General features: G+C 40.6%; 15 protein-coding genes. All 15 read left to right on the top strand.

Features of this window, described 5'->3' with window-relative positions:
• The 15 genes from WC473_01660 (at position 1) to WC473_01590 (ending at position 13,446) form a co-directional block, all read left to right on the top strand.
• A complete protein-coding gene (locus WC473_01660) occupies positions 1-579 on the top strand; it encodes a hypothetical protein (GenBank protein ID MFA5124521.1) in 579 nt (192 codons plus the stop codon).
• 3 nt (positions 580-582) lie between these two features.
• Positions 583-912, top strand: coding sequence for a hypothetical protein (locus WC473_01655; protein MFA5124520.1), 330 nt, complete (start codon positions 583-585; stop codon positions 910-912).
• A 5-nt stretch (positions 913-917) separates the two neighbouring features.
• Positions 918-2,654, top strand: coding sequence for a GspE/PulE family protein (locus WC473_01650; GenBank protein ID MFA5124519.1), 1,737 nt, complete (start codon positions 918-920; stop codon positions 2,652-2,654).
• A 31-nt stretch (positions 2,655-2,685) separates the two neighbouring features.
• A complete protein-coding gene (locus tag WC473_01645) occupies positions 2,686-3,063 on the top strand; it encodes a response regulator (GenBank protein ID MFA5124518.1) in 378 nt (125 codons plus the stop codon).
• Between the two features lie 2 nt (positions 3,064-3,065).
• Positions 3,066-4,130 carry an ATPase, T2SS/T4P/T4SS family gene (locus tag WC473_01640; protein MFA5124517.1) on the top strand — a complete coding sequence of 355 codons (1,065 nt, stop codon included), beginning with the start codon at positions 3,066-3,068 and terminating at the stop codon, positions 4,128-4,130.
• A gap of 12 nt (positions 4,131-4,142) precedes the next feature.
• Positions 4,143-5,354, top strand: coding sequence for a type II secretion system F family protein (locus WC473_01635; protein ID MFA5124516.1), 1,212 nt, complete (start codon positions 4,143-4,145; stop codon positions 5,352-5,354).
• A gap of 187 nt (positions 5,355-5,541) precedes the next feature.
• Positions 5,542-5,952, top strand: a complete 411-nt coding sequence (locus WC473_01630; protein ID MFA5124515.1) for a type II secretion system protein — start codon at positions 5,542-5,544, stop codon at positions 5,950-5,952.
• Between the two features lie 83 nt (positions 5,953-6,035).
• Entirely contained in the window at positions 6,036-6,419 is a 384-nt protein-coding gene (locus tag WC473_01625; GenBank protein ID MFA5124514.1) for a hypothetical protein, read from the top strand.
• Entirely contained in the window at positions 6,416-7,159 is a 744-nt protein-coding gene (locus WC473_01620) for a prepilin peptidase (GenBank protein ID MFA5124513.1), read from the top strand. The genes WC473_01625 and WC473_01620 overlap by 4 nt, the downstream gene beginning before the upstream one ends.
• 3 nt (positions 7,160-7,162) lie before the next feature.
• Entirely contained in the window at positions 7,163-7,675 is a 513-nt protein-coding gene (locus WC473_01615; protein ID MFA5124512.1) for a prepilin-type N-terminal cleavage/methylation domain-containing protein, read from the top strand.
• Positions 7,676-7,678: 3 nt separating this feature from the next.
• Entirely contained in the window at positions 7,679-8,290 is a 612-nt protein-coding gene (locus WC473_01610; GenBank protein ID MFA5124511.1) for a prepilin-type N-terminal cleavage/methylation domain-containing protein, read from the top strand.
• A gap of 3 nt (positions 8,291-8,293) precedes the next feature.
• Positions 8,294-8,869, top strand: a complete 576-nt coding sequence (locus WC473_01605) for a prepilin-type N-terminal cleavage/methylation domain-containing protein (GenBank protein MFA5124510.1) — start codon at positions 8,294-8,296, stop codon at positions 8,867-8,869.
• A gap of 2 nt (positions 8,870-8,871) precedes the next feature.
• Positions 8,872-9,783 carry a hypothetical protein gene (locus tag WC473_01600; GenBank protein ID MFA5124509.1) on the top strand — a complete coding sequence of 304 codons (912 nt, stop codon included), beginning with the start codon at positions 8,872-8,874 and terminating at the stop codon, positions 9,781-9,783.
• A gap of 2 nt (positions 9,784-9,785) precedes the next feature.
• A complete protein-coding gene (ligA, locus tag WC473_01595; GenBank protein ID MFA5124508.1) occupies positions 9,786-11,783 on the top strand; it encodes an NAD-dependent DNA ligase LigA in 1,998 nt (665 codons plus the stop codon).
• A 166-nt stretch (positions 11,784-11,949) separates the two neighbouring features.
• Positions 11,950-13,446 (top strand): glycosyltransferase family 2 protein, encoded by a 1,497-nt coding sequence (locus WC473_01590; protein MFA5124507.1) that lies wholly within the window; start codon positions 11,950-11,952, stop codon positions 13,444-13,446.

Raw genomic sequence — 13,446 nt, 5'->3', positions numbered from 1 at the left:
ATGCCCGATTTAAGCTATAAAAAAACTATTATTGATATTTGGAGTAAGTATGAGCGTTTTTGGCTGTTTTCAATCGCTGTTTTGGTGGTTATTTTTGGTTATCTATTGGTTCTAAACAAACAATTGGCGAATTATAATGATAGCCGGCAAATATTAGCCGGTTTGCAAGAAAAAATTTCTATTGCTAATTTTCAATTAGATGAGTCGCAAAAGAACGCTTCTCAAATAGTTGAATTGACAACGGAAGAGAAACGCTTGCTGTCTTTAGTTTTGCCCTCGGCGCCGGATACCCCCAGTATGATCGTGCATTTTACCAATTTGGCTAAGCGCGCCGGATTTGTGGCTAGCAGCTTGTCTTTTAGTGACAGCGTTAGTGCCTTACCTAATACTCCGATTACGGCGGCCGGCGTACAAAAAATGCTAATCAAGTTACAATTAGTCGGCGGTAATTATGATTCTTTTAAACTGTTTTTGAGTCTTTTAGAAAAATCAGCGATTGTTGCCGATATCAATTCCATTAGCGTTACTGATGACGGTAAATCTTATAATATTTCCCTGGTGACTTATTATCGGCCTTAATTTATGGATAAGATAGAAAAAAAATCATCTACGCGCCTGTATGTTTTGTTGGTCATTTTGATCATTATTCTTTATGGCGCCTTGGCTTATTGGCAGAAATTTTGGCCCTTTTCTTTATTGCAAGAACAGAATGTGGTTAATTTGGGCAGTCAATTCGTTAAAATAAATCGCGACATTTTTCCCGATGTTAAACAGTTGAATCAATGCAGTGATTGGCCGATCGTCGGAGTCGAATTAAGCTCCGGTCGCGGTAATCCGTTTGAGCGCAAAACAGCCGATGTTAATGCTATTGTTAATACTTCAACCGCGCAGTGTCGCGAATTGGGGGAATAAAATTTATGCCCGATATCCAATACAACGAAAAAATGAAGAATTATCTGGCCAGCCATAATCTGGTCAATCTGTCTATCTTAGAAGAAGTTTTGATTGCGGCGAATAGGGGTAAAAAGATGATTGAAGAGGAATTAATGGATCGGAATGTCTTTAATCGTAATGATCTGCTTAAGATAAAAGGCGAGGTATTTAATTTACCGGTGGCTGACCTGGCAACCAGCCAGATTAAGTCGGAAACTCTTAATTTGCTATCTCAGAAAGTGGCAGAAAATTATAAAGCGATTGCATTTGCACAGGAAGGCAAGAAAGTCAGCGTCGGTTTGGTTGATCCAGGTGACTTTATGGCTAATGAAGCGATTGAATTTTGGTCTAAGACTTCCGGTTTTCAGGTTAGTTACTTTGTAATCTTATTAGAAGATTTTCGTCGTTTTATTAAAAGTTACAGCGGTTTTACTAAGGAAATAGGCACCGCCTTACAATCGGCGGAAGAGAAATATGCGGAGAAAGAGGAGGGAGTGGTATTGGAAGGTGGAGCCGCCCTGGAAGAAAAAATAAAAGCCGCCCCCGTAGCCAAAATCGTCTCCGTTATTATTCGTCATGGCATTGAGGGCAACGCTTCAGATATTCATATTGAGCCGGGTCGTAATGAAAGCCGGGTGCGTTATCGCGTGGATGGTATCTTGCACACCTCGCTGACTTTGCCGGCTTATATTCATAATGCCGTAGTTTCGCGTATCAAGGTCATGGCTAATTTAAAACTGGATGAAACGCGCCTACCTCAAGATGGGCGTATTCGTTCGCAAATAGATGGTCAGGAAGTGGATTTGCGTATTTCCGTTCTGCCCATGCTTAATTCAGAGAAAGTGGTAATTCGCGTTTTGGACACTTCCGCCGGCGTTCCTAATTTGGCCCAGCTTGGTTTTCTTGATAATGAAATAGAAATTTTAAACCAGAATGCCAACAAGCCGTTTGGTCTGATACTTTTAACCGGTCCGACCGGTTCAGGCAAAACGACAACCTTATATTCCATTTTGAACCAAATCAAAACAGAAAACAGTAATGTTACTACCTTGGAGGATCCGATAGAATATTCTATCGCCGGCATTAATCAATCTCAAATAAATCCGGATGTTGGTTTTACTTTTGCTTCCGGTTTGAGGGCGATTTTGCGTCAAGACCCCAATATTATCATGGTGGGAGAAATTCGTGACAGTGAAACAGCCGAATTAGTCATTCATGCCGGGTTGACCGGGCACTTGGTTTTTTCTACTTTGCATACTAACAATGCTTGGGGCGCTATTCCACGCATGATTGATATGAAAGCCGAGCCATTTTTGCTGTCTTCCACGCTTAATTTAATCATGGCGCAACGTTTAGTCAGGAAAGTCTGCCCCAGTTGCCGTCAAGAAGTGTCGTTGCCTGGGCCATTACTTAAACAAGTAGAAGGCGAAATTAAACAGATTCCGCCAGAATTGCTTAAGCAGTATGTGCCACAAGTCAAGTTCTATCGGGCAGTTGGCTGTGATCTTTGCGGTAAGAGCGGTTTTGCCGGTCGGACAGTGATTAGTGAAATTATCTCTATTACTCCGGAATTGCGAAATATTATCGCCAAAGAGAATTTTTCTAACGAGGTGGTTATGGCGGAGTTAAAGAAACAGAATTTTGTCACCTTAATGCAGGACGGTATAATGAAATCAATGATGGGCTTGACCACGATCGAAGAAGTGATGCAAGTAACATAAATGTAATTTAATTATCAACTAAATTGATTTTATGAAAGACAAGAAAATAAACATTCTTATTGTGGAGGACGATGTTTTTCTGGCTGATTTGTATAAAACCAAATTTGCCCTGGAAGGATTTAAAGTAACTGTGGCTTATGATGGAGAAAGGGGCTGGGAAACAGCCAAGAAAGGTTCGCCGGACATAATTTTATTGGATTTGGTTTTGCCCAAGATGAGCGGATTTGACATCCTTAAGTCGCTTAAAGCTGATAGTAAACTGGAGAAAATCCCGGTTATTCTTTTGACTAACCTAAGCCAAAAATCTGATGTGGAAAAGGGATTAAAGTTGGGTGCCAAAGATTATTTGATTAAGGCGCACTTTATGCCGTCCGAAGTAGTGGAGAAGATTAAAAAGTTAATTGCTTAACTATGGATACCAGTCAGGATTTGTTTTTAAGGCAGGTATTAACAGAAGGAATAACAGCTAGCGCTTCCGATTGGCATTTTACCGTCGGCCATTTTCCGATTATAAAAGTTAACGGTGAATTGCGTTATCTTGAGGATAAGGGTGTTATTACGGCAGAATTCATGATTAAACTGGCTGAGGCATTACTAACGCCACTACAGCGGGAAAAGCTGGCCAAGGAGAGGGAAATAATATTAACGTATAACTTTGATAAGAATCTTCGTTTTAAGATAAATTTGTTCTATCAGAAGGGTTTTTTGTCTTCTACTTTTCGTTATGTGCCAGTAACGATTGTTACTTTAAGTCAGTTGGGTATGCCGGCGGCAGTCAAGGAACTAATTAAGTTAAATCGAGGATTGGTTATTGTTTCCGGCGCCTTTGGTTCTGGTCGTACTTCTACCGCAGCCTCTATGATCGAAGAGATAAATGTCAGTCGCAAGAAGTATATTATCACTATTGAAGATCCGATTGAATACATTTTTGCCAATAAAAAAAGCGTTATTGAGCAACGTCAAGTGGGACAGGATACTAATAGTTATGCTGATGCCCTAAAATATTTTCAAGAAGAAAGCGGCGATGTATTGTTCTTAGAACAGTTAAACAGCGCCTCTATTATTCCGCCGGTTTTAGAAATAGCTCGTGGTAGCGCTTTAGTGATTACTACTATGGCCGCTGATACTTGCGCCAGGTCGTTAACTGCAATTCTTGATTATTTTCCGGCTTTTGATCAGGATCGTATCCGTGATTTATTGTCCGGCGCCTTGAAAGCTGTGGTTTGTCAGAAGCTCTTACCCAAAATCGGCGGTGGAGTAGTCCCGGTTTGCGAAATTCTTTTGGTTAATGACACAGTTAGAGCGACTATTGCCAGCGGCAATCTTAACCAATTAGACAATATTATTGCCACCTCGCGCCGTGAGGGTATGATATCTTTTAATCAGGCCTTGGGCGAGGCGTTAAGGGCTAATCTGATTACTTACGAGGAGGCGCAGGAACATTCTCCGGATCCTAAAGGTTTGGGGAAAAATTAATTTTTATCAATCATGCCGATATACAAGTATAAGACTAAGGATCGCCGAGGCAATATCGTTGAAGCAGCCATGGATGCGGTTTCTGCCGAAGCCGTAGCCAATTTTTTGTTGGATAAAAAGTTGGCCATTATTGATATTCGTCCTCAAGCCACTTTAAGTGTTTGGTATTGGCAGAAATTTTTATTTTTTAAACGAGTTAGTAGTAAAGATTTAGTCATATTCTTTCGTCAGTTGGCGGTAATGGTGGAAGCCAACATTCCATTAGTTCGGGGTTTGCGTATTTTGGTCCGACAAACCAAGAATGACTACTTACGTAACGTAATTGACAAAGTGGCAGACGAAGTGGAGGGTGGGTCAAGCTTTTCCTCAGCTTTGGAAATTTATCCAGACGTTTTTACTAAATTTTATGCCAACATCATGCGTTCCGGTGAAACTTCGGGACGATTGTCTGAAGTAATGAATTATTTGGCTGACCAAAAAGAGAAAGATTATGATTTGGAATCCAAGGTTAGAGGTGCGATGATTTATCCAGCTATGATTGTCTTGGTCCTGGGTGTGGTGGGTTTTATTGTCGTGGCTTTTGTTATTCCCAGTATTACTAAAATGTTGGTGGAGTCAGGCGCTCAAATTCCGTTAATCACCAGATTAATGATGAATCTGGCTAATTTTTTAAGGAATTTTTGGTGGTTGGTGGTACTTTTAACTATCGGTTTATTGATCATATTTTTTGTTGGCCGGCAGACGCCGGAGGGTAGACGTTTCTTGGATTGGGTAAAACTTAAGATTCCAATTTTTGGTGCTATTTTTAAAGATATTTACATCGTGCGTTTTACTCAAAGCTTCGCCACGCTTATTAAAGGCGGCGTTCCTATCGCCCAAGGATTGGCTGTGGTTAAGGAGGTTGTTGATAATAAATTGTTTGAAGAAATGATTAATGATGCGATTGCGAGCGTTAATGAAGGTAATCAGATTTCTGAAAGTTTGGCCGCTAGCCCTTATCTACCCCAAATCGTGGCTAATATGATCAGTATCGGCGAGGAGTCGGGAAAGTTGGAAGAAGTATTGGATAAAGCCTCAGATTTTTATTCTAAAGAGATAGACAATTCAGTTCGGAATTTGTCTAACTTGATTGAGCCGATCATTATGATTGTCCTGGGAATCGCCGTGGCTCTGTTCGTTATTGCTGTTATGTTGCCGATGTGGCAATTGTCGTCGGCCTTCTAGGTTTTACTAATAGCGTGTATTTCCTGTTTTTTTATCATTTTTTGTGCTATAATTATGTTATAAAATAGCTGTGGATAAGCTAGATAACCCATTTATTAAGGGAAAAGGTCGAGGAAAAAGCTTAGAAGCAGTTTAATTTTATTCACTCGCGAGTGAAATTAAAACGTTAAATATAAAATATAAACCTATGAATAAGAAAGGTTTTACTTTAATTGAATTATTAGTGGTTATTGCCATTATCGGCATCTTGTCCTCGGTCGCTATTGTTTATTTACAGGACGCTAGAAACAAAGCTAATGACGCTAAGGTTCAATCTAATGTTGCTACTGCTTCTACTCAGACAGAAATTGCCAGAGCTAACGGCGAAAGCGTTGACTCTGATACTTATAGGGATTCTGTTATCGCAAAATTGGGCACTTATCCTTGCACTGCCGCCGGTAAGGTCAGTTGGACCGCTTCGCCCTCCACTACGGCATCTGTTGTTGCTTATTATGCTCAACTATGTACCAGCGACTCCTATTTCTGCGCTGATACTAATGGCTTTAGAGGATTGAATTCAGCCGTGCCTGCTGCAGCCGGACAATGTAATGCTAATTAAGATTTGAATTAAACCCTCCCGATTCAACGGGAGGGTTTTTTTGTCTCTTTAATTATGGTATAATATTAGGGTAAATATAACTTATGCGACGATTATCTTATAAAATCATTGTTTATTCCATGTTGCTAATCTTGGGGCTGGTTTTTACCGGTTTGGCTGTTTGGTTTTATAGCGGTCAAGCGCGGGACTTTGAACGTCTTAAAGGTTTAAAAGTCTGGCAAGATATTATGGCCGAATACTTTTCTAAGTATAATACTTATCAAGTTGTCAATTGTAATCCCGGCATGGTTGTCAGCCAGTGCTTTAATAATCGAACCACTCCGCTTGATCCCGTTAACCGGGGCAATTATAAGTATTTGGTCGGCGCCTTGGGTGAAAACGATTATGAGATTAATTTTTATTTAGAACGTGGCATCGGCGGTCTCAAGGCCGGCGGTTATATTTGGACTAAAAACGGCGTGAAATGATTTTATTTATTTTTATTATCGGGTTAGTCATCGGCAGTTTCCTTAATGTCGTTGTTTGGCGTCTGCATTCCGGCGAACCGATTGTTTTTGGCCGGTCAAAGTGCCCGCACTGCCAAGCTGGATTACAGCCAAAAGATTTAGTGCCGCTGTTAAGTTTTATTTTGTTGCGCGGTCGTTGCCGGTATTGCCGACAACCAATCTCCTGGCAATACCCTATTGTGGAATTAGCTGGCGGATTGCTTTTTGTTTTAGCCTATATTCTCCATCCTCAGTTGTTAGTTTTTCTTAGGGACATAATATTGGTTTCAATCCTGATTATCGTTTTCGTTTATGATTTGCGTTGGCAACTAATTCCTGATCAGGTAACTATTCCCGCTATTATTTTGTTGTTTATTTTTAGTTTGCTTTTAGGCAGTAACTTGTGGCTTTTAATTTTTGCTGTTCTAGTTGGTTTTGGTTTTTTTGGTTTGCAATACTTGGTTTCTTCCGGCCGATGGATCGGCGGCGGTGATCTGCGCTTGGGTGCTTTAATGGGCGCGGTTTTAGGCTGGCCGCTTCTAATAGTCGCCCTGCTGGTTGCTTATATTGTTGGCGCTATAGTCTCTGTTGTATTGTTAATTTCAGGCAAAGCCAAAGCCAAAACGCCCGTCGCTTTCGGCACTTTTCTGGCTTTGGGCACTTTAGTCGCCCTATTTTGGGGCGAAAGAATAATCAACTGGTATCTCGGTCTATTATTATAATGTATGCCTCGACATAAATTACAGAAAGGTTTCACCTTAATTGAGTTACTTATTGCCATCGCTATTTTTACGATGCTTTCTTCTTTTATGGTAGTCAGTTTTACTAATGATGAGAAAATTCGCTTACTGAAAGAGCAGGCGGATTTGGTTTTGGTCGGTATTGACCAGGCGCGTAATTTTTCTTTGGCCGGCAGTGGTCCGAGTAATATTTATTCCCAACAGTTTGTTTTCACTATTAGTAATTGCCAAGCTGATTGTTTTTATGAAGTCAGCGGCCGAGATCCGAATCAACAAGTAGTCAAGAAGAATTTAGAGGGGGTAAGAGTTGCTATTAAAAATGAAGCTAGTAACCAATTGTCAATTTCTTTTGCCGTACCTCGGGGGCGTATGACATTATCCGGTGATGGCAATCCCAGCGAGGCTAAAATAGAAATCAGCAATAGCTCAAATGCTTTTTGTGTCCAAGTTAATAGTATCTCCGGTAAAGTTGAAGAAATTAAAGGCAATTGCCCTTAGTTTATGATGAGATTAAGAGATAACCAATCAGGACAAAGCCTGATTGAATTGATTGTTTCCATCGCCGTTATAACTATCGGTTTATTTTCCGTTTGGTTTTTATTTCTAGTTAATTTTAATGCGGTAAAAGAGTCGGAAATGCGTATCGTGGCAGCTAATCTGGCGCGTGAGGGAGTGGAAATAACTAAGAACATTCGTGATAGTAACTGGTTGAGAATGGCTAGAAATATTCCTGATGAAACTTATCTATGGTTATGGGATAGGGGACTGGGAGATGGCGTTTATACCGTTGATTATAAGGGCGGTTTGTCTGAGGTTACAGCCAATCAGTCCGGTAAGCTGTTTTATGATGCCGATGGTTATTATTCAGCTCAAGTATCGGATGATACTTCTTTCTTTTCTCGTCTTATCACATTGACTTCCATTTGTTGCAACGACAATAATCCTGAGGATTTAAAATGCGATGATACGACTTATTCCTCCCCAGCAGATGATGGCGGTTGCCCTAATAATACCCTTAAAATTGGTATTAATATCAATTCCCGCGTTATCTGGACTTATTCCGGCCAACCGCGCCAGCTTACCGTAGAAGATCAATTGTTTAATTGGCGTTAATCTATGAAATCAAAGCTAATTCGTAATCAAGGATTTACCCTGGTAGAGATGTTAATTACTGCCGGTTTGTTTGCTATCACTTCAGTTTTGGTTGGTGGAATCTTTATTAATGTCAATAATCTTCAACAGCAAACCGCTAACATGGAGAAATTGCAAAATGACGGCCGGTATATGATTGAAAAGATAGGTCGGGAAGTCCGCGGTCGGGAGTTGGATTATGAAAGAACTTTGCCGCCTATTGATGGTAAGGTTGATAGATTGATATTCAAAAAGGATGAAGCCGGAGAGGTTTGGCAATTAGCCTATGATCCGGAAGATTTTATGGCTAAGATCTTCATTACCACCATTAGCCCTGACAGCACTGTTTTTGCTTCCTTAAATGCCTCTGACGTCGGCGTAAGTAATTTGCAGTTCATTGTTAGCCCGATTTATGATCCCTATGCCAATGTTACGACCGATGATTATATTTATCAACCGAAAATCACTTTACTTATGACGATTTATAATAAGAACGTACCGGATCGCTATCGCAAGGAGCTGCGATTGCAAACCACTATTTCTTCCAAGGTTTACCGTTAATTATGATTAATCAATGCCGACAAGATGAACGTGGCGTCATTATAGTCTTCACCTTGATACTTCTAGGTGTGCTTTTATCCGTCGCCCTAAGTTTTTTTTATTTTATTTTGTTAGATATCAAAAAGGCGCGAGCCATTGATAATTCTACAGTGGCCTATTACGCGGCTGATGCCGGCGTGGAGCGCTCTTTGTATATTATTAAAAAACAAGAAGCCGCTTCTTCAACTTCGGCTTTGCGTAATATTTATAGCCAGTCCACAGTTAATGAAGATGGAGTTTTTTCTTTAACTAATAACGCGGAGTGGGATATTAACGAATCATCTGACTTTGAAAAGAATTTTTTTCGTCAGCGTTTAGTTAATGGTGAAAGCGTTAAACTATATTTTCTCAATCGCCAAGCCCAAAATAGCGACCCGAAGAGTTTTGGTTTGAGGTGGTACAGATCATTGGCAGCTTCTCCCAATCTCAAGATGCAAGTTGCTATAAACCAATTAATGCCCCAATTTTATCAAAACGAACAGACGTTGCAGACCTTAGTGTATTATGCCGAGGATAATTCCATTATAACCGATGATTCATCCGATGCCGTCACTTTTTGCTATAATTTCCGTGATTGCGATATTAATAGCAATAATTGTGAGGCTACCCTGCCTAATCCAGTTGATTACGTGGTAGAACTTAAGGCTTTGGGTGAAATAGAAACTGATGACGTAGACCATTTATCTGTTATCGCTTATTCCGATGCGGATTGTCTAACCACCTCAACTTACGGTGTGACTAATTTGACTTTGAAATCACGGGGGATATTCAATAATAATCGACAGATAATCGTCGCTCATATCCCGCCATTAGATCCGCTTTCCGGCTTATTCGGTTTTGTGTTATTTTCAGAAAATGATATAACGAAAGAATAATTATGAACAGGGCAGAAGCGAAAAAAAGAGTAGACAAGATCAAGAAGCAAATGAAGGAGATAGACTATGCTTATTATGTTTTGGATAAGCCGATTGTTTCTGACGCGGCGCGCGATTCCCTTAAAGATGAATTAGAGAAGTTAGAAAAGCAGTACCCCGATTTGATCACTAAGGATTCGCCGACTCAGCGTATTGGCGGCAAGGCTTTAGGTAAGTTTGAAAAATATCGCCATAAGATCCCCAAATGGTCTTTTGACGATTTGTTTTCTTTTGAAGAAGTCAAGGAATTTGATTTAAAAGTTAAAAGATTTTTGGGTTGGCCGGAAGACAAGGATATTGAATATTGTTGCGAACTTAAGATTGACGGTTTGAATTTATCTTTCATTTATAGCCAAGGGCTGTTATCCAGGGGCGTAACTCGTGGTGACGGCATAACCGGAGAAGTGGTGACGCACGCCATTAGGACAATCGGCAGTGTGCCTCTAAGGTTAGAGGAGGCTATTGATATGGAAATCGGCGGCGAGGTGTATATGTCTAAAAAAGCATTAGCTAAGGTCAATAAGGAACAAGGGAAAAAAGGTGAAGCGCCGTTTGCCAACCCGCGTAATGCTGCGGCCGGCACGGTACGTCAACTTGATCCGCAAGTGGCGGCTGACCGTGAATTGGATACGTTTATGTGGACGATTTACGAGCCATTGAGATATGGCCTTAAAACCCAAGGTGATATCATGGAAAAGATGGCCAAATTGGGGCTTAAGGTTAATCCACATTGGAAGGTAGTCAAAAACATTGGCGAAACAGTTAAATATTTTCAGTATTGGCATAAGCATCGGGAACCGCTGCCTTATGAAATTGACGGCATTGTTTTGAAAGTCAATGATTTAAAATTACAAGAACGGTTAGGTCGCACGGCCAAGTTGGTGCGCTGGGCCGCCGCTTATAAGTTTCCCGCCGAACAGGTTACAACTGTGGTGGAAGATATCGATGTCCAGGTTGGCCGAACAGGCGTTTTAACTCCCGTGGCTCATCTACGACCAGTGCCATTAGCTGGTACTGTGGTTAAACGCGCTACATTGCATAATGCGGATGAAGTCAGGCGTTTGGATGTTCGGATAGGCGATACTGTGGTTCTGCAGAAAGCCGGGGATATTATTCCTGACATTATTCAGATATTGCCTAAAATGCGCAGTGGCAAGGAGAAGAAATTTGTTATGCCCGACAAATGTCCGGTTTGCGGTTCGTCGGTTGTAAAGAATGAAGGTGAAGTGGCTTATTATTGTACCAATAAAAAATGCTATGCCCAGCAGATAGAGGAGTTGAGTCACTTTGTGTCCCGCACCGCTTTTGATATTATCGGTTTGGGACCAAAGATTTTAGAACAACTGCAAAAAGCCGATTTAGTCAAAACGCCGGCTGATTTATTCAAATTGACTGAAGAAGATTTAGCGCCGCTTGAAAGATTTGCGGAGAAATCCGCGTCTAATTTGGTTACTGCCATATATAAGGCCAAGGACGTTCCTTTAGCTAAATTCATTTATGCTCTAGGTATCCGTCATGTCGGTGAGGAAACAGCTATTGCTTTGGCTGAAGCTTTCGGTAATATTGACAAGTTAAAAACCGCCACCCTTGATGATTTACGGCAGACTGATGATGTTGGTCCTAAGGTTGCCCTCAGTATTAAAGAATGGTTTGAAGATAAAATAAATCTCAAATTGATCAATGATTTATTGGATAATGGCGTTAAAGTAAATAATCCGGAAAAGAGGCTTGCCGGCAGACTTAAGGGTTTAACTTTTGTTTTGACCGGTGAATTGGATAATTTTTCTCGCGCTGAAGCCAAAGAAAAAGTGCGTTCTTTAGGCGGTGATGTTTCATCTTCGGTCAGTAAAAATACTGATTATGTCGTGGCCGGAGAAAACCCCGGATCTAAATTTGGCAAAGCGCAGAAGCTGGGAGTGAAGATTATGACTGAACGACAATTCTTGGGTTTAATCAAATGATTATATAAAAGGACGTTATAATGAAGTATCGCTCATGACATTTGATATTTCATAAAAACAAGGCGAATAACCCCGCCTTTTAAAGTTAAATGTTAAACCAGACGCCTGTTAATGGGCGTTTTTGCATACTTGATTTTTTTTGTCGTTTTATGTTATGATTTAATATATGAAAGAAGCCGCTAAACAGCGTTTATCGGAAATTTTTCCTGCTGCCATCGTCTGGTTGACTTTTGTTGCTGCTATAACATTATCGTTAATTAAGCCGCTTTGGGCGGTTTATTTTATTTTGATTTTCTCCGTTTATTGGATTGTTCGTTTATTTTATATGTTATGGTGGCTGATTTCTTCTTGGATTAAATTCCGGAAAAATATCAAGAAGGACTGGTTGGAGCGAGTTAAAAAATTGCCCAAAAATTACCTTGACTATTGGCATATCGTCACTTTACCGACCTATAAGGAACCGTACGGAGTTATTGAAAGAACCTTTGAGACATTGCTTAAGTGTGACTATCCCAAAGAAAAGATGATCATTGTTTTGGGCGGAGAAGAGGGAGATAAAGAGAATTTTTTGGGTATAGCCGCTAAAATAGAAGCTAAATATGCGGATAAATTCAGGAAATTAATGATTACAGTACACCCTCGCCGACCAGATGAATTGCCGGGCAAGGGCAGTAATGTCCATTATCAAGAAGAGCGCCTCAAAGAGTATATTGATGAAGAAAAAATTCCTTACGAAAATGTCATTGTTTCTTGTTTTGATATCGAAACCTTGCCCCATCCTCAGTACTTTGCTTATCTGACTTATCAGTATTTGATTCATCCCAACCCGACCCATGCCAGTTATCAGCCTTTAGTGCTTTATAATAATAATATTTGGGAATCTAACCCGATTATTCGTGTAGTGGCGTCGGCCACGACTTTCTGGCTATTGACTGATATGTCGCGACCGGAGCGCCTGTTGACTTTTTCTAGTCACTCTATGAGTTTTAAAATGATTGTTGATGTCGGCGGTCATGAAAAAACAATTGTTTCGGAGGATTCACGCATCTGCCTGCAAGCCATTGATCGTTATAATGGCGACTATGAAGTAGTGCCTATGTTTATCACCGTATCCATGGATACGGTTTATATTGGCAAATTTTGGCAATCGTTAGGCAATCAATATAAACAAATGCGGCGCTGGGCCTGGGGCGTAGAGCATTTTCCCTGGATGTGGGATCATTTTTTTGGCGTTCACAAAAATACTAATATTCCTTTGCGTGTGCGTTTGAGATATTTTTGGGTACAAGTCGAAGGTATGTATTCCTGGGCGACGGCGCCGATATTAATCTTAATTGTCGGTCGATTGCCTTTGGCTATGGTTTCCGGTACGGATAAGGCCACGGCCTTTGTTCAGAATGCGCCGGTCACCTTAGAGAATTTAATGACTATCGGTATGGTTGGTTTGATTTTAAATGCGGTTATGTATACTTTTATTCTGCCGGAACGGCCTAAGCACATGTCGGTTTTTAATTGGTTGGTAATGGTTTTACAATGGGTGTTGTTTCCCGTTACTATGATTATTTTCGGTTCTATTCCAGCCATAGAGTCGCAGACTCGCCTTTTACTTGGCGGCAAATATCGCCTGGGTTTTTGGGTGACGGAAAAAAAAATAACCAAATAG

Source organism: Patescibacteria group bacterium (genome assembly GCA_041650895.1).
GTDB lineage: Bacteria > Patescibacteriota > Patescibacteriia > 2-01-FULL-39-33 > 2-01-FULL-39-33 > CAISTG01.
The sequence above is the reverse complement of the archived record's forward strand: the minus strand, read 5'-3'. Positions and strand labels throughout refer to the sequence as shown.